This is a genomic window from Microbacterium sp. 69-10 (assembly GCF_001897945.1).
Taxonomy (GTDB): domain Bacteria; phylum Actinomycetota; class Actinomycetes; order Actinomycetales; family Microbacteriaceae; genus Microbacterium.
This window is the reverse complement of the sequence record NZ_MKRT01000002.1, coordinates 1-16,374: the sequence shown is the minus strand read 5'-3', so window position 1 is coordinate 16,374 and position 16,374 is coordinate 1. Positions and strand designations below refer to the sequence as shown.

The following is a 16,374-nucleotide window of genomic DNA, read 5'->3' as shown; positions in this document are numbered from 1 at the left end:
CACCAGCGTCAGATGACGTCGGCACTCCACGGATCGGGCGTGCCGAAGCGGTGCGCGGTGATGGAGATCGCCTGCTCGTGCACGAACGGCAGCAGCTCGAGCCGCCCTGCCGAGGTCACCTCGTTGTCGTACACGGCGAGGTCGGGGTCCCCCTCGACCGCTTCAGCGAGCGCGCGATGCAGGTCGGCCACGGCATCGCGTCCGCCGATGAGACGCACCCGTCCGACGCGGGTCGCGTCCGGAGCCGGGCGGCGGATCCGCTCGATCCACTCCGCGTCGCTCTCCACGGCGACCGGCACCTCGAGCGCGCCGAGCTCGGCGCGCACACCCGCCGGCACGCCCTCGGGCACCGACACGAAGAAGTCCGCTCCCGAGCGGATGCCGGCGAGCACCACGCGCAGGATGGCGGCCAGTGATGCGTCCGACGCGGCCCGCACCGTCACCGGCAGCGGCCGGTACCGGAACAGGTTGCGCTCCACGCCCAGCTGCGAGACGTCGCGCACCTGACCGAACTCGCGGTCCCAGGCCACGGCATCCGACAACGCCGCCTGCCGCAGCCACTCGAAGGAGTCGAAGTCGAGCGAGGGCTGCGCCGACTCGATGAGACCGGAGATCTTGACGTCCAGCCCGCGCAGATGCAGCGTGCTCGACGACTTGCCGCGGGGGCGCGAGCGCCACGAGCCCAGCCCGATCAGGTAGTTCGGACCGCCGGCCTTCGCGCCGGGGCCGACCGAGGAGCGCTTCCACCCGCCGAACGGCTGACGCTGCACGATCGCGCCGGTGATCCCGCGGTTCACGTACAGGTTTCCGGCCTGCACCTCGTCCAGCCACAGCGCCAGATCGGCGGGGTCCTGGGTGTGCAGGCCCGCGGTCAATCCGTACGCCACGGCGTTCTGCATCCGGATCGCCTCGGACAGTGTGGAGGCGTGCATGATGCCGAGCACCGGCCCGAAGAACTCCTCGCGGTGCGTGCGCGAACCGGGCTGCACTCCCACCCGGATGCCGGGACTCCACAGCCTTCCGCTCTCATCCAGCGAGCGCGGCTCGACCAGCCACTTCTCCTCGCCCTCCAGCTGCGTCAGCGCCCAGGCGAGCTTGCCCTGCGGCTTCTCGATCACCGGCCCGACCTCGGCCTGGGGGGCACCCGGCCAGGCCACGCGCAGCGAGCGGGTGGCGTCGACCAGCTGCCTGGCGAAGCGCTTGGAACGGCCGACCGGCCCCACCAGGATCGCCAGCGAGGCCGCCGAGCACTTCTGCCCCGCGTGCCCGAACGCGCTGTGCACCAGGTCGGCGACGGCGAGGTCGAGATCGGCGGTCGGGCTGCTGATCATGGCGTTCTTGCCGCTGGTCTCCGCGAGCAGCGGCCGGTCGCTCCGCCACGACCGGAACAGCGCCGCGGTGTCCCACGAGCCCGTGAGGATCACGCGATCCACATCCGGATGCGAGATCAGCTGCTGTCCGAGCTCACCCTCCGCCACGTCGGCGAGCACCAGCACGTCGCGCGGGATGCCCGCCTGCCACAGCACCTCGGCGATCACGGCCGCGCAGCGCCGTGCCTGCGGAGCCGGCTTGAAGACGACCCCCGACCCCGCGGCGAGTGCGGCGAGCACGCCGCCCGCGGGGATGGAGATCGGGAAGTTCCAGGGCGGCGTCACGACGGTCACCCGGGCGGGCTCGAACGCGGCACCCGCGATGCCGTCCAGCTCACGGCAGGTGGCGGCGTAGTACTTCGCGAAGTCGACGGCCTCGCTCACCTCGACGTCGCCCTCGGCGAACGTCTTGCCGGTCTCGATCGCCGCGACCTCGATGAGTTCGGCGCGGCGGCCTGCGAGAGCGGCTGCGGCGCGCAGCAGCACCTCGCTGCGTTCGGATGCCGGGCGGGAGCCCCAGCCGGATGCCGCATCGCGCACGCGCGTGACGGTGTGCGCCAGCATCCGCTCGTCTTCGATCCGGGCGGCCCGCAGGGTCGCGACTCCGAGATCGGACAGGCCCGCCGCGGAGACGCGCTCGAAGATCCCGCGCGCCCAGTCTCGGTTCGCGGCGAGCGCCGGATCGCTGTCCGGCGTGTTCACGAACCCGGGCGCACCGGCGGCGGAGCCCGCCACCTCCTGACGGGAGTACACCGCGGTCTGAAGGAACGGGTCGTCGTCGGCTCCGTACTCGTCGTCATCCCCCGAGGAGCCGCGGGCGATGCCGAGCACCAGACCGGTGAGGTCCTCGGTCTCGGCTCTGGGCCTGGTCATCGGGCGCACCGACTCGTGCAGCGGCGCCGTGCGGTTCTGCACCCGGCGCGGGCCGATCTGCAGGGAGTGGTCGCGGGCACGGCTGACCGAATCGACGAAGCGCAGCCGCTCCCGCTCGAACAGCGAGCGGTCCTGCGCGAGGTCGAAGGCGGCCGAGAGGAAGTTCGACGGAGACGCGTTCTCCTCCAGGCGGCGCACCAGGTAACTGATCGCTACGTCGAACTCGTGCGGATGCACCACGGGCACGTACAGCAGTACCGGCCCGACCGTGCGCGAGACGGCGGCGACCTGGGCCTGCGCCATCCCGAGCAGCATCTCGAACTCCACCGAGTCCTGCACACCGCGCTCGCCCGCGAGCAGCCAGGCGAAGGCGATGTCGAACAGGTTGTGCCCGGCCACGCCGACCCGCACTGCGGCGACGTTGCGCGGCTGGAACGCCTCGTCCAGGCAGCGCAGGTAGTTGGCGTCGGTGTCGAGCTTGGAGCCGTAGGGAGCCTGCGCCCAGCCGTGCATGACGGCGTCCACCTTCTCCATCGCGAGGTTCGCGCCCTTGACCAGGCGCACCTTGATGGGCGCCCCGCCGTGCTCCACGCGGTCGCGCGCCCAGGCGGTGAGCTCGCGCATGGCGGGGAGCGCGTCGGGCAGATAGGCCTGCAGCACGATGCCGGCCTCGAGGTTCTTCAGCCGCGGGCCCTCGAGGATGCGGGTGAAGACCGCGATGGTCAGGTCGAGGTCCTTGTACTCCTCCATGTCGAGGTTGATGAAAGTGCCGTTCGAGACGGCCGTGAGATACAGGGGCGTGAGCCGCTCGATCACGTCCTCCACCACGTCGTCGAACGCCCACATCGAGATGCGGCTCATGACCGCCGAGACCTTGACCGACACGTAATCGACGTCGTCGCGACGGATGAGGTCGTGGATGCCGTCGAGCCGGCGCTTGGCCTCCGCCTCTCCCAGCACGGCCTCGCCCAGCAGGTTGAGATTCAGCCGATGACCCGACTCGCGCAGCTTCTCCAGCGCGGCGCCGAGCTTCTCCGGGCGGGCATCCACGATCAGGTGACCGACCATCTCGCGGAGCACCCGCCGCGCGATCGGCACGGTCGGCAGCGGCAGCACCGGCGCGACCCCACCGCCCAGGCGCACGACCCCGCGCAGGTACCAGGGCAGGAACCCGGGAGCGAGCGGCGCGACGCGGTGCAGGTTGGATGCCGCGGCGGCGGCGCTCTCGGGCCGCATGACGCCGTCGACGAACCCCAGCGTGAACGGCAGGCCGTTCGGATCGCGCAGCACGCCGGCCAGGCGCTGCGCGGCGGGATCGACGGGGATCGACGCCTCCTCCTGCACCCAGCGACGGGCGAGTTCGACGGCGGCGTCCTCCAGACGCGCCCCGGGTGCGACGGACGGCTGCTCAGACATGATCCCAGCGTAGGTCCCGACCGCGCGGGAACGCGGTTGAACCCGGTGGCGGCGGCGGAAAGTCACCCTATGCTGATCACGTGAACGCCGCCCCGCCCTCGCCCGTGCAGGAGAGGACTCTGCTCACCCGGGTGCGGCGCATGGCGAGCCTGATCCCGACGCCGTGGCTGATCACGGCCGGCGGCGCGGTGCTGCTGGCGGCGACGGCGGCGTTCGGAGGCCTGCAGACCGTCTCACCGAAGCCGGCGCCCGCGGTGTCCGTCGGCGAGCGCTACTCCGGCTCCGACCTGCAGATGACGGTGCAGGGCGTCGAGCTCCGCGCGGAGCGGGGCAATGCGGCATCCTTCCCCGACAAGGAGAAGCACGAGAAGGTCCTCGCCGTGATCGTCGACGTGGTGAACACCTTCGGCAAGCCCCGGCTCGCGACCGGGAGCGGCAGTCCGTCCCCCGCCGTCGACGGCATCCACGTCGAAGGCATCGATGAGAAGCCGCTGATCGCCTACGCCGACGGCAGCGACGGGCGAGTCTGGCTGCAGCCGGGCGTCCCGGTCCAGCTCGTGCTGTCGTGGGTCGTCGGACCGGATGAGCTGCACGACGGCGACGAGGTGCGTCTGACCCTTCCCGACTCCACGCACAGCGTCGGCACCAACGTGCAGCGGGGCGTGGACATCTGGGACGAGGTGGTGGTGGGTGCGACCCTCACCGCGACCGTCCGGGAGATCCCCGCGAGTGAGGAGGACGCCCTGTGAAGAAGGTGCTCCCCTGGCTGCTGACGCTCGTGCTGCTCGCCGGCGCGTGGGTGCAGAACGCCGTGGCCCTGCCGGACGGCTCATCCGAGGCGAGCTTCCTCACACCCGCCACCGTCGGCCACGCCGCCACCGCGCGCAACCTCACGCTCACCGTCACGGATGTGCGCGCGGCGCGCAGCATCACCGACCCGACGGGGCGGACGCTGGAGAGCACCTGGGTGGTGGTGGACGTGGACGCCGAGGCCATCGACTCCCAGTACGGCGCGACGCTCGGGTTCGCCGAGCTGACGGTCGGCGAACGCACGTTCCGTGCCACCGAGCGCGTCCAGAGCTTCTTCCGCCAGCGGCTCGTCCCCGGCGTGCCGCGTAGCGGTGCCGTGGCCTTCGAATTGCCCGCGGATGCGCTGAAGGGAACGGGAACGCTGCGTCTCGGCATCCCGTCGGATGCCCGCTACGACGGCCTCGTCGAACTGACGATCGACCTGAGCGACATCCCGGTGGAGGATGCCATCACCCTCCCCACGACGCACTGGACGCACACATGACGATCCCGACGCCCCTCGTCGCAGACACTCCGGAATCGCAGACGCCCGCGCCGAAGCAGCCCGGCTGGTGGCGCACCAACCGCCTGGCGCTCGTCGCGCTGCTCGTGCTGGTCCCAGCGATCGGCATCGGCGTGGGCTGGAACGAGTGGTACTCCTACTACGGTTATGGCTTCCGCAAGGTGACCGTGGTCGAGGTCCCGGACAAGGGCACGGTGAAGGTCGCCGGTGCCGAGTGGGGTCCGGTCCGCAGCGGCGAGATCACCGACACCAGCACACTCGACATGCCGAAGGGCACCCGCCTGCTGGCGGCGATCGTTCCGGTGAAGCCGGACGGCAAGGCCGTCTCCTGCGAAGCGCCGATGCTTGTGCAGCAGAGCACCGGACGCGAGTGGACGCCGATGCGCTCGGAGGTCGGCCTCGCGTACAGCTTCGACGAGAACGAGACGTGCGTCAGCGACCTGGCTGACGAGAAGGACCCGGAATCGGCTCAGCCGTTCTCGCTGACGGTCGGGTTCGTGGTTCCGGACGACGTCACCGGGCCGTTCTGGCTCGACGTGGATCCCCGCGGCGACGGACGGTTCGTCAGGTTCTCCATCGACCCCTGACCTCCCGTGGTGTCCGGCTTCAGGCCCGCTTCGAGGACGGCATCCGGCAGCACGCCGGCGGCATCCGCCACGGCACGCACGTCGGCCTCGGCCTGCTCGACCACGCCCGCGTCCACCTTCTTCTGCTGACGTAGGCGCAGCCGCCCCAGTGTCGCGTCGTACGCACCGGCGATCACCGCGACGCGCAGCGATTCCGTCAGCATCACAGGCACCAGAGACACCAGCGGCAGTGCGATGCCCCAGAACACCAGGTCGTGCGGGCCGATCAGGCGAACGGCCCCGTACTGCAGGTAGGTCTCCAGCGTCTTCACCGCGACGTGCAGGAGCGCGTGGGAGGCGATCAGCACGGGACCCGCCCGCCACATCAGCAGCAGCGCGCGCCCGATCGGCACGAAGCGGGAGCCGAGCTCGTCGCCGAGGTCCTTCAGCCGTCGCATGATCGGGTTGGGCACCACGGCGGCGTGCTCGCGCAGATTCGCCAGCAGCTCGTTCTCTATGCGCAGCTTCTCGGCGACGATCGCCTGCCCGTAGACCACGCCACCGACCGTGAGCCAGGCCAGCGGGGCGAGCAGGATCGGCCCCGCCTCGCCGAGCAGCCAGCCGATGCCGTCCCAGGCCCAGCGCAGCGGCGCGACGGCATCCAGCACGTTCTCGCGCACCTGTTCGAGCCATGCCATCGCGGCGCGGGTGTCCACCCAGGCCTTGACGCGGTCGGTGACGTCGCCGATCACGATCACCGAGAAGAACACCCAGACCACTTCGAGGTACACCGCGATCAGCGAGACCCAGCCGGGGATGCGCTGCTGCCATTTGGTCCACGCCCAGCGGGCCACGAAGGCGACCACGATGATCGCGATCGTCCACACGTTCAGCGGCAGGTTCAGCACCGTGTCATCGGTGCTCAGCTTCTGTCCGGGCGTCAGCGCCGCCTGGAAGATGATGTCGGTGCGCTCGCGCAGGGCGCGCGCGGAGTACGCCACGACGTCCTCCGCCAGCAGGCCCTGCCCCCAGTAGACGGCCAGGAAGGGCAGGATGCCGGCGAGCAGCGCGGTGAGGAAGGTGCGTCGGCGGTCGGCGGCGGACTCCGGCAGCGGGGCGATCGCGTTGAGCTCGCGCAGCCCGTCGCGCAGCACCAGGAACATCGCGACGTAGCTGATGAGCCGCGCCAGGATCGCGATCGGGAGGATGAGGAAACCCACTGTGGCGGAGTGCGCGCCGACGATGCCCGCGACCTGCACGATGACGTAGTGCACGGCGATGCCGCCGAGGTACCACGAGAGCATCGCGGGCCAGTGCCGGGCCAGCGCACGCCCGGCCGTGACGAGGATCGCCTTCACGGCATCACGCTATCGCGAGTCGTGGAGCGGGCGCGTGCTCAGCGCCACTCCCAGCTGTCCAGGAGCTGCTGCAGCTGCTCCTCGCCGTTCGAGTACGGGGTGGTGATGCTGATCAGGAACAGCTGGCGCTGGTCGCCCTTGATGTCGTAGGGCTGCGGCGAGAACGTGGTCAGCACCACCTTCATCTGCGTCTCGGCCACGTCGCTGTCGATGCGCGTGATGTTCGCCGGCACGCCGCCCAGCGTGGTCTCCTCGTGCAGGCTCGAGATCGTGCCGCCGACCGTGCTCAGGTAGGGCTTCTCCAGGGCGTCCACGGTCGCGCTCAGGTCGGTGCCGTCGGAGTACTTCGCGGCGGTCGCCGAGCTGACCGGCTCCACGGTGATCTGCCCGGCGGTCTCGCCGTAGCCGGTGGGGACGAAGTCGCCGTTCTCGTCGTACTCGCCCCACAGTTCGAGCTGGCCGTAGCAGGCGCCGGCCTCATCCGCGGAGATGTTGTCGGTGAAGTGCTTCGGGCCGTCATAGCTCCAGCACGGCGTCTCGATGAGCTGGCCGGACACCGCCGCGGCCTCTGCCTCATCGAAGGCGGTGTCGTCGGGGGCGGCCGAGGGCGTCTCGACGGACCAGGGATCGGAGGAGCTGCTCGACGTGTCGTTCCACGGTGCGACGACGAAGATCATGGTCGTCATAAACGCGCCGAACAGCAGCGCGATGCCGGCCAGGATCGTGCCGATGATGCCGAGCACCTTGCCCCGGCCGCTGCGGATCGCGAAGATGCTGAGCACGAGCCCGACGAGCGCGAGCACGACGCCGACGATCGGGATCCAGCCGCTCAGGAAGGCGACGCCCGACACGATGATCGCCGCGATCGCGAGTCCGCCGACGCCCGGGTTCGGGAGCTGCCCGGGTGCCGCGCCGTATCCGGGGTAGGACGTGACCGGGTAGCCCTGCGGGCTGTACCCGGGCTGCTGCGCGTAGCCGACGTAGGGCGGCTGCTGCGGCGCCTGCGGCTGACCGGGCTGGGGCTGCGTGTAACCGGGCTGCGTATAACCGGGCTGGGTGTAGCCGGGCTGGGTGTATCCGGGCTGAGGCTGGTACGTCGGCTGCTGAGGAGCCGGCGGCTGGTTCACCGGCGGAACCGCGCCCGGGGGCTGGTACTGCGGCGGGACAGGCGGCTGCTGCGGCTGCGCGGGCTCGCCCGCGTTCGGATCGTACGACATGATTCCCCCTCGATGACGTCTCTCAGCTTAGAGGGGACGGTCCGTCCTCCGGAGGCGTGAGGCTCATCTCCAGACGCTGGGCGCCGGCTTCCTCGTCGGGGGCAGAGCGGATGCCGTGGCCCAGTCGTGGATCCAGTCGTCGATGTCGGGCACCCCGGCGGGCGTGCCGACCGCGGCGAACAGCTCATCGTGACCCACCGTGCCGCCACTGCGGCGCATCATCCGCGCACGCACGATGACCCGCGCGTAGACCTCGCCGTCGACGACCGCGCGGTGCTCCATGAACACCGCCTTCTCGTCGTGGCCGATGAAACGGGACTCGACGTCGAAGCGCTGCCACAGCTGCAGCGACTTGCGGAAGGTGACCGTCTCACTGGAGACCACGGCGTACCAGCCGCGCTCCTTCATCGCGTCGAAGAGCCCGGTGCGGATGAGCAGGTCCCAGCGTCCCAGATCGAACAGCGACAGGTACCGGCCGTTGTTCATGTGCCGCAGGATGTCGATGTCCGTCGGGAGGGTGGTGAGCCGGATGCGGCCGACCTCGGCGGAATCCAGCGTGCGCCCCCGACGCACGCGGCTCCGCGCCTGGAGGATGACGAGGAGGGTGCGCCAGATCACATTCACGAGCATCGACAGTAGCTATCGGCAACCACTGCCGCAATCCGGTTGTCGGATGACGACATACGCGTCATGCACGGTCCACTCGATTTCACCTGCCGCGAAAGCGCGCGTAGAGTCGCGGCATGAGCGCCGAAGCCCAGCCCGAGATCATCGTCCGTCCGGTCCGCGATGCGGATGCGGAGGCCCTGGGTCGCGTGCACGCGCAGACGTGGCACGAGACCTACGACCACCTGATCAGCAAGGCCGCCCTCGAGCGGATCTCCCCCAAGCGCCTCGCGGAGCTGTGGGTGAACTGGGCCCGCCAGGGCGAGGACTTCAAGATGAGCGCCGCGCTCGTCGACGGCGAGATCGTCGGCTTCGTGGGCTCGGGTCCTGCCCGCGACAAGGACGCACCGTCGCTGCGCGAGCTGTACTTCATCTACCTGCTCGACGCCTGGCACGGCACCGGCATCGGCCAGAAGCTGTTCGACGCCGCCGTCGACAAGGACGAATCCCTGTACCTGTGGGTGGCCGAGGACAACCCCCGCGCGCACCGCTTCTACGAGCGCAACGGCTTCACCCTGGACGGCGCCGCGCACACCGAGCCGTTCCTGGGCGAGACCCTCACCGAGGTGCGATTCGTGCGCTGAGCGCAGACATCATGAGTGCGGCCCTCCCGGTTGTCCGGGAGGGCCGCACTCATGTTCCGCCGATCACAGGGCGCGGATGATGTCCTCCACCCGCTCCTTGGCGTCACCGAACAGCATCTGCGCGTTCTCGCGGAAGAACAGCGGGTTCTGCACACCGGCGTAGCCCGCGGCCATCGAGCGCTTGAACACGATCACGTTCTCGGCCTCCCACACCTTGAGCACCGGCATCCCCGCGATCGGGCTGCCCGGGTCCTCGGCGGCAGCGGGGTTCACGGTGTCGTTGGCGCCGATCACCAGGACCACGCCCGTGGAGGCGAAGTCGTCGTTGATCTCGTCCATGCCCAGCACGATGTCGTACGGCACCTTCGCCTCGGCCAGCAGCACGTTCATGTGACCGGGCAGGCGACCGGCGACCGGGTGGATGCCGAACCGCACGTCGACGCCTCGCTCTCGCAACTTGGCGACCAGGTCGGCGACCGGGTACTGCGCCTGCGCCACGGCCATGCCGTAGCCGGGGGTGATGATGACGCTGGACGCTCCCTCGAGCATCGCGGCGGCCGACTCGGCGGTGACCTCGCGGTGCTCGCCGTAGTCCTCGTCGCTCGAGGCGGATGCCACGATCCCGAACCCGCCGGCGATCACCGAGATGAACGACCGGTTCATGGCCTTGCACATGATGTACGACAGGTACGCACCCGAGGAGCCCACCAGTGCACCCGTCACGATCAGCAGATCGTTGTTCAGCAGGAAGCCGGCCGCGGCCGCCGCCCATCCGGAGTAGCTGTTCAGCATCGAGACGACCACCGGCATGTCGCCGCCGCCGATCGAGGCCACCAGGTGCCAGCCGAGGGCGAAGGACAGCAGGGTGACGGCGATGAGCAGCCAGAGCTGCTGGTCCATCACGAACCAGACCGTGAGCACCAGGAACAGCACGAGAGCACCGATGTTCAGGGCGTTCTTGCCCGGCAGCATGAGCGGGCGCGACGACATCTTCGCCGACAGCTTCAGGTACGCGACGATCGACCCGGTGAAGGTCACACCGCCGATGAAGATGCCGATGAACACCTCGGCGTTGTGGATGCCGACCAGGTTCTCTGCAATGGGCTCATGCGCCAGATACCCATTCCAGCCGACCAGCACGGCCGCGATTCCCACGAAGCTGTGCAGCATGGCGATGAGCTCGGGCATCTGGGTCATCTGCACGACCTTGGCGCGCCACAGTCCGATGGCGGCGCCGATGAGCACGCCGACGGCCATCAGGGTGAGTCCGAGAGCGGAGCCCGCTCCGCCCCAGGCATCCGCGACGGTGAGGGCGAGGGTCGACAGCAGGGCGATGGCCATGCCGACGATGCCGTAGATCACGCCCGCGCGGGCGGTCTCATGGCGGCTGAGCCCCGCGAGGCTCAGGATGAACAGCAGTGCGGCGACGATGTACGCGCCGCCGGCGATGGCGTCGACGGTCACTTGCTTCCGCCCTTCACGAACATGCTGAGCATTCGGCGGGTGACGGCGAAGCCGCCGAAGATGTTGATGCTGGCGACCAGCACGGCGACGGCCGCGATCACCTGCACGACGGGATTCGCGTCCGTGATCTGCAGCATCGCGCCGACGATGATCACGCCCGAGATGGCGTTGGTCACCGACATGAGCGGGGTGTGCAGCGCGTGGTGCACCTTGCCGATGACGTAGAAGCCGATCACGACCGAGAGCATGAGCACCGTGAAGTGCTGCGGCAGCGGTGCGGGCGCGAAGACGTTCACGAGGAACAGCGCCGCGATGCCGGCGACGATCAGGCCGACCTTCTTCCCGACCGACAGCGGCTGCTTCGCGGGGACCTCCGCGGCAGCAGCGGCGGGAGCGGATGCCGGTGCCACCGCGACCTGCACGGCGGGCGGCGGCCAGGTGACCTCGCCGTCGCGGACGACCGTGACCGATCGCTGCACGACGTCGTCGAAGTCGATCGTGAGAGCGCCGTCCTTGTTCGGGGTGAGCAGTGCGACCAGGTTCGCGACGTTCGTGCCGTACAGCTGGGACGCCTGCGCGGACAGCCGTGAGGCGAGGTCGGTGTAGCCGAGGATGATCACGCCGTTGTCGGTGACCGTCCTCTCCCCCGCGACCGAGCCCTCGACGTTGCCGCCCTGACCCGCGGCCATGTCGACGATCACGCTGCCCGGCTTCATCAGGGCGACATCGGATGCCGTGATCAGGCGCGGCGCCGCGCGCCCCGGGATGAGGGCGGTGGTGATGATGATGTCGACGTCGGCCGCCTGCTCGGTGTAGATCTCGGCCGCGCGGCGGTTGTAGTCCTCGCTGGTGGCCCTGGCGTATCCGTCGGTGGACTTCTCCACGGCGACGTCGACGGGCAGGTAGACGCCGCCGACCGAGGTGACCTGGTCGGCGACCTCGGCTCGCGGATCCGTCGCCCGCACGATGGCGCCCAGCCGGGCCGCCGCACCGATCGCGGCGAGGCCGGCGACACCGGCACCGGCGACGAGCACCTTGGCGGGCGGCACGTTGCCGGCCGCGGTGGCCTGACCGGTGAAGAACCGGCCGAACTCGTGCGCGGCCTCGACGACCGCACGGTAGCCCGAGATGTTGGCCATCGAGGTCAACACGTCCATGGACTGCGCGCGCGAGATCCGCGGCACCGCGTCCAGCGCCAGGGCGGTGACCCCGCGCGCCGCGAGCGCCTCGACCAGGTCGGGGCGCAGTGCCGGGGACAGCAGGCCGACCAGCGTCGTCCCCGCCGAGAGCAGACCGATCTCCGCTTCCGTCGGCGGGTTCACCTTCAGCACGACGGCGCTGCCCCAGGCATCCGCCCTCGGCACGACCGTCGCACCGGCGCGGCGGTACTCCTCATCCGAATACGAGGAGCGCGTGCCCGCGCCCTCCTCGACGGCCACCTGGTAGCCGAGTCTCAACAGGTTCTGCACGGTGGCCGGGGTCGCGGCGACCCGCGCCTCATCCGGCCCCTCCTGCACGATTCCGATCTGCGTCATCGCGATCCTTCCGTCCGGCGTCCGCGCCGGATTCACGTTTCGCTCAGACTACTGATCGGGGTGGAAGAACTGTCCCACTTCTCAGACTGTGACCGCTCAAGATCCGCCGTTCTTTACCTCGAAGAAAGACGGATGCTGAGCCTCATCCGCGCCGGCGGTGAGAAGCATCCCTCGCCGGCACCCTCTGAACGTCGACGCCCCCTCCGGATCGCGCGGATCGGAGGGGGCGTCGATGATGAGCCGCGATGAGGGGTCAGCGTCCGGACACCTGCCCGAACAGCCTCGCGATGGGTGCCAGCACCAGCGGGCGCGCGGCGAACCAGCCTGCCACGATCACGGCGATCGCCAGCACGAACACCCAGAAGCCGGTCCAGTTCGCGGCGTACTCCACGCCGTCGACCGAGCCCATCGATGCGAACATGTGGTTCAGGTTGCGCAGCGCACCGGTCAGGAAGACCAGCGCGACGTGCACGACGATGAACGCCACGAAGTACAGCATCACCGGGAAGTGCACCGCGCGCGCCCACTCGATCGGATACGCCTTCGACAGCTTCTCGGCCTTCTTGGGCCACAGGCCCGACATCCGGAAGCCGGTGATCGCCGCGAGCGGCGCCGCCAGGAACACGGTCGTGAAGTAGGCCAGCTGCTGCAGGCTGTTGTAGTTCACCCAGCCGTTGTCGGTGGGCCAGTCGAAGGAGACGTACTGCAGGCCCGCGGACAGCGCGTTCGGGAAGACCTCCCAGCTGGTGGGCACCAGGCGCAGCCAGTGCCCGGTGCTGAACAGCAGCACCACGAACACCACGCCGTTGATCATCCACAGCAGGTCGAGCGACTGGTGGAACCACAGCGTCAGGCTGATCTTGCTCTTCTTCTGACCGCGCGGCATCCAGAACGCCGTGGGCCGCTTCTCGGTGCGCACGCGCAGACCGGAGCGGATGATCAGCACCATCAGGAACATGTTGAAGAAGTGCTGCCAGCCGACCCACGGGGCGAACCCGGGAGCGACGTCGACATGGTACTCACCCGGGTAGGTGGTGAGGAAGTCCTGCATGAAGGACGTGCTGAGGAAGGTGCGCACCAGGAACACGGCCGAGACCGCGAGCAGCCCTGCGGCGGCCAGGCCGAGCAGGCCGCCGATCGCCTGCGGCCATGTCGGCCGCAGCTTCGAGGGCTGCTCCTCGGGCTGGGCGACGTGGCGCGGAGCCGTGCCAGCCCATACCGTGCGCGTGAAGGGCAGCGGGATGGAGACGTCCGTCTTGGCGGATGCCACAGCGGCCGCCTTCTGATCGACGACGGCGACCTGGGTCGTCGCGCCCGGTGCGGCCTCCTGGGTCGCGAGGCCCGCCGAGGCGGTCTCCGCACCCTCGGTCGCCGCGCCCGTGGGCACGGCGGATGCTTCTGCGACGCGCACCACACCGGCCGGCGGCCATGGATCGCCGCCGGCGACGCGCGGGAGCCCGCGGCGCAGGGCGGCGCCGTCGGTCAGCACGGCGACGGGGACATCGGATGCCGCGGACGGCGCGGCCTCGACCTTGGCGGCCACGGGCGCGTCCTGCGGGTGCTGCGCGTCGACTGCACCGGATGCTGCCGAGGGAACCACTTGTTCGCGCACGTTGCCGGTGCTCTCGACGGGAAGCGGTGCACTCGATGCGGCTGCGGCGGAAACAGCGGATGCCGGGGGCCACGGTTCGCCACCCGCGACGCGCGGGAGCCCGCGACGCAGGGCTGCACCCGTGGGCGCGGCGACCCCGGGAGCTGCGGGCGCGGAAGGCGAGGGCGCTGCAGAAGCTCCGGCCTCCGCCCCGGCGACTGCACCGGATCCCGTCGACTGCACCAGTTGTTCGCGCACGTTTCCGGTGCTCTCGGCAGGAAGCGGTGCACTCGACGCCGCGGGGTCCGCGACGGCAGGGGCCGCCGCCGCTCCGGCAGCGGGAGCGTCGGCAGTAGCAGCAGCGTCGACAGCCACGGCATCCGCGGTCTCGACCTCGATCGGGGACGGCCAGGCGTCGCCGCCCTTGACCCGCGGCAGGCCGCGGCGCAGCATCCGAGTGGCCATGGCTACTTCTTCCGCGCTTCGATCGCCTCGATCAGCTGCGGGACGATGGTGAACACGTCACCGACGATGCCGAAATCGGCGACGTCGAAGATCGGCGCCTCGCCGTCCTTGTTGATCGCGACGATGGTCTTGGCGGTCTGCATGCCGGCGCGGTGCTGGATCGCGCCGGAGATGCCGAGCGCGATGTACAGCTGCGGCGAGACCGAGACGCCGGTCTGGCCGACCTGGTGCGCGTAGGGGATGTACCCCGCGTCGACGGCGGCGCGCGAGGCGCCGACGGCGGCACCCAGGGCATCCGCCAGCTGCTCGACGAGCACGAACTGCTCCTTGGAGCCGAGACCCCGACCACCGGAGACGACCTTGGCGGCCCCTCGCAGGTCGGGCCGCGACGAGGTCTTCTCCTCGGCGGCGACCTCACCGGCCGATGCTGCGGGGGCTCCCGACGCGGTGACGGTGAGCGCCTCGGCGACGAGCGGCGCCGCCTCCGCGCGGGTGTCGACGGCGCCGAGTCGCACGGTGACGACCGGGGCGCCGAAGGTGGGCGCCGATTCGGACTGGAACGAGCCGCCGAAGACCGAGTGGTGCGCCACCACGCCCTCGTCGTCGCGCGAGACGCCGACGGCGTCCACGGACAGGGCGAGCCGCTCCCGGACGGCGAGGCGTCCGGCGACGTCACGTCCCGCGATCGAGTTGGAGATCAGCACGGCATCCGGGTGCACCTGCTGGTACGCCGTCTGCAGGGCGTCGACGATCGGGACGGTGAGCGCTGCGGCATCGCCGTCTGCGGTGAGCACGACCTGCGCGCCCATCCCCGCCACGGCCTCCGCCGCGGCCGGCGAGCCGCCGACGATCAGGGCGACGGGGGCGCCGATGGACGACGCGGCACCGATCAGCGCAGCGGTGCTGGGAAGCACCTCGCCGTCGGGGGCGACGTCGGCGAGGACGAGGATCGACTTCTCGGGGTAGCCCATGTTCACACCAGCCTGTTCTGCGCGAGGAACTCGACGAGCTGTGCGGCGGCATCGCCCTCGTCGACGATCTTGACCCCGGCCGCGCGCGGCGGCTTCTCGGAGACGGCGGTCATGATCGTGTGCGGGGCCTCGGCCGGGTCGGCCGAGACGCCCAGGTCGGCGAGCGAGAGCACCTCGAGGGGCTTCTTCTTCGCCGCCATGATGCCCTTGAAGTTGGGGAAGCGCGCGTCGGGCAGGGCCTCGGTGATGGAGATGACTGCGGGCAGCGCCGCCGTGACCTGCTGCGTGCCGGCGTCGCTGGAGCGGGTGCCGCTGACCTGGCCCTCGGTGATCTCCACCGCGCTCAGCGCGGTGGCCTGCGTGAAGCCGAGGTGCTCTGCGAGCATCGCGGGGATGACGCCGCCGGAGCCGTCGGTGGACAGGTTGCCGGTGATCACCAGGTCGGGCTCGCCGCGGCGGATCGCCGCCGCCAGAGTCGCCGCGGTGAGGCCGAGGTCGGCACCGCGCAGCTGCTCGTCGACCACGTGCACAGCGGATGCCGCGCCGATCGCCAGCGCGCGACGGACGGATGCCGTCGCGGACTCGGGCGACATCGACAGGGCGACCACCTCGGTGCCGGCATTCTTGTCGGCATAGGACAAGGCGACCTCGAGCGCGCGCTCGGTGATCTCGTCGAGGACGACGTCACCCGCCCCGCGATCGGCCAATCCCGTCTCGAGATCGAGCTTGCGGTCACCGTAGGTGTCGGGGACTTCCTTCACCAGGACGTAGATCTTCATCGAGCCTCCTCGCGCCTGTGTCGATTGTAGTCGGGTGCCTTCTGCCGCACCGATTCAGAGCCTGAAATCGGATGTCACTTCTTATGGTACTGAGTTCCGTCCCCTGCTGCATCCCCGGCGCCGCATGCGACTAACGTGGGGTCAGTGTCAGGGTGACAGTGCCGCTTCGCGGTGGTTGGATCCTGATCACCTGGTGTCTGGCTCTTA

The 16,374-nt window shown here is 70.1% G+C and carries 13 protein-coding genes; 4 read left to right on the top strand and 9 right to left on the bottom strand.

The genetic code is table 11. From position 1 onward, the window contains the following. Positions 1 to 8: 8 nt before the first annotated feature. On the bottom strand, positions 9 to 3,659 hold the full coding sequence (locus tag BGN97_RS00840) for a bifunctional proline dehydrogenase/L-glutamate gamma-semialdehyde dehydrogenase (RefSeq protein WP_292697208.1): 3,651 nt from the start codon (positions 3,657 to 3,659) through the stop codon (positions 9 to 11). An 80-nt stretch (positions 3,660 to 3,739) separates the two neighbouring features. On the opposite strand from BGN97_RS00840, the gene BGN97_RS00835 reads away from it, so the two are divergent. The 3 genes from BGN97_RS00835 to BGN97_RS00825 are packed head-to-tail and all read left to right on the top strand — an operon-like array spanning position 3,740 to position 5,558. Then, positions 3,740 to 4,408 carry a hypothetical protein gene (locus BGN97_RS00835; RefSeq protein ID WP_292697206.1) on the top strand — a complete coding sequence of 223 codons (669 nt, stop codon included), beginning with the start codon at positions 3,740 to 3,742 and terminating at the stop codon, positions 4,406 to 4,408. Next, complete coding sequence (locus BGN97_RS00830) at positions 4,405 to 4,953, top strand: hypothetical protein (RefSeq protein WP_292697204.1); 549 nt, start codon at positions 4,405 to 4,407, stop codon at positions 4,951 to 4,953. The genes BGN97_RS00835 and BGN97_RS00830 overlap by 4 nt, the downstream gene beginning before the upstream one ends. Then, positions 4,950 to 5,558: a hypothetical protein gene (locus BGN97_RS00825; RefSeq protein WP_292697202.1), complete on the top strand. Its 609-nt coding sequence runs from the start codon at positions 4,950 to 4,952 to the stop codon at positions 5,556 to 5,558. The genes BGN97_RS00830 and BGN97_RS00825 overlap by 4 nt, the downstream gene beginning before the upstream one ends. Here BGN97_RS00825 and BGN97_RS00820 read toward each other — a convergent pair. From BGN97_RS00820 to BGN97_RS00810, 3 genes are all read right to left on the bottom strand, one after another. Beyond that, positions 5,441 to 6,895: a hypothetical protein gene (locus BGN97_RS00820; protein ID WP_292697200.1), complete on the bottom strand. Its 1,455-nt coding sequence runs from the start codon at positions 6,893 to 6,895 to the stop codon at positions 5,441 to 5,443. The genes BGN97_RS00825 and BGN97_RS00820 overlap by 118 nt on opposite strands. A gap of 38 nt (positions 6,896 to 6,933) precedes the next feature. Next, the gene (locus BGN97_RS00815; RefSeq protein ID WP_292697198.1) at positions 6,934 to 8,112 is read right to left on the bottom strand and encodes a hypothetical protein; all 1,179 of its coding nucleotides are present in this window, start codon (positions 8,110 to 8,112) and stop codon (positions 6,934 to 6,936) included. Positions 8,113 to 8,175: 63 nt separating this feature from the next. After that, a complete protein-coding gene (locus BGN97_RS00810) occupies positions 8,176 to 8,736 on the bottom strand; it encodes an acyl-CoA thioesterase (RefSeq protein ID WP_292697255.1) in 561 nt (186 codons plus the stop codon). Positions 8,737 to 8,855: 119 nt separating this feature from the next. On the opposite strand from BGN97_RS00810, the gene BGN97_RS00805 reads away from it, so the two are divergent. Further along, complete coding sequence (locus BGN97_RS00805) at positions 8,856 to 9,362, top strand: GNAT family N-acetyltransferase (RefSeq protein WP_292697196.1); 507 nt, start codon at positions 8,856 to 8,858, stop codon at positions 9,360 to 9,362. A 63-nt stretch (positions 9,363 to 9,425) separates the two neighbouring features. Here BGN97_RS00805 and pntB read toward each other — a convergent pair whose 3' ends face one another. The 5 genes from pntB to BGN97_RS00780 all read right to left on the bottom strand — a co-directional run bounded on the left by pntB (position 9,426) and on the right by BGN97_RS00780 (position 16,167). Then, positions 9,426 to 10,826 (bottom strand): Re/Si-specific NAD(P)(+) transhydrogenase subunit beta, encoded by a 1,401-nt coding sequence (pntB, locus tag BGN97_RS00800; RefSeq protein ID WP_292697194.1) that lies wholly within the window; start codon positions 10,824 to 10,826, stop codon positions 9,426 to 9,428. Next, positions 10,823 to 12,361 carry a Re/Si-specific NAD(P)(+) transhydrogenase subunit alpha gene (locus BGN97_RS00795; protein WP_292697192.1) on the bottom strand — a complete coding sequence of 513 codons (1,539 nt, stop codon included), beginning with the start codon at positions 12,359 to 12,361 and terminating at the stop codon, positions 10,823 to 10,825. The genes pntB and BGN97_RS00795 overlap by 4 nt, the downstream gene beginning before the upstream one ends. A 253-nt stretch (positions 12,362 to 12,614) precedes the next feature. Then, a complete protein-coding gene (locus BGN97_RS00790; RefSeq protein ID WP_292697190.1) occupies positions 12,615 to 14,417 on the bottom strand; it encodes a cytochrome b/b6 domain-containing protein in 1,803 nt (600 codons plus the stop codon). A 2-nt stretch (positions 14,418 to 14,419) separates the two neighbouring features. Continuing rightward, positions 14,420 to 15,388 carry an electron transfer flavoprotein subunit alpha/FixB family protein gene (locus tag BGN97_RS00785; RefSeq protein ID WP_292697188.1) on the bottom strand — a complete coding sequence of 323 codons (969 nt, stop codon included), beginning with the start codon at positions 15,386 to 15,388 and terminating at the stop codon, positions 14,420 to 14,422. A gap of 2 nt (positions 15,389 to 15,390) precedes the next feature. Then, complete coding sequence (locus tag BGN97_RS00780; protein ID WP_292697186.1) at positions 15,391 to 16,167, bottom strand: electron transfer flavoprotein subunit beta/FixA family protein; 777 nt, start codon at positions 16,165 to 16,167, stop codon at positions 15,391 to 15,393. Between the last annotated feature and the right edge of the window lie 207 nt (positions 16,168 to 16,374).

What these genes read in the sequence shown, in the direction of transcription:
- BGN97_RS00795 (WP_292697192.1), bottom strand. Translation starts at nt 12,361, where the DNA reads ATGACGCAGATCGGAATCGTGCAGGAGGGGCCGGATGAGGCGCGGGTC.
- BGN97_RS00805 (WP_292697196.1), top strand. Translation starts at nt 8,856, where the DNA reads ATGAGCGCCGAAGCCCAGCCCGAGATCATCGTCCGTCCGGTCCGCGAT.
- BGN97_RS00840 (WP_292697208.1), bottom strand. Translation starts at nt 3,659, where the DNA reads ATGTCTGAGCAGCCGTCCGTCGCACCCGGGGCGCGTCTGGAGGACGCC.
- BGN97_RS00825 (WP_292697202.1), top strand. Translation starts at nt 4,950, where the DNA reads ATGACGATCCCGACGCCCCTCGTCGCAGACACTCCGGAATCGCAGACG.
- BGN97_RS00790 (WP_292697190.1), bottom strand. Translation starts at nt 14,417, where the DNA reads ATGGCCACTCGGATGCTGCGCCGCGGCCTGCCGCGGGTCAAGGGCGGC.
- BGN97_RS00780 (WP_292697186.1), bottom strand. Translation starts at nt 16,167, where the DNA reads ATGAAGATCTACGTCCTGGTGAAGGAAGTCCCCGACACCTACGGTGAC.
- BGN97_RS00785 (WP_292697188.1), bottom strand. Translation starts at nt 15,388, where the DNA reads ATGGGCTACCCCGAGAAGTCGATCCTCGTCCTCGCCGACGTCGCCCCC.
- BGN97_RS00815 (WP_292697198.1), bottom strand. Translation starts at nt 8,112, where the DNA reads ATGTCGTACGATCCGAACGCGGGCGAGCCCGCGCAGCCGCAGCAGCCG.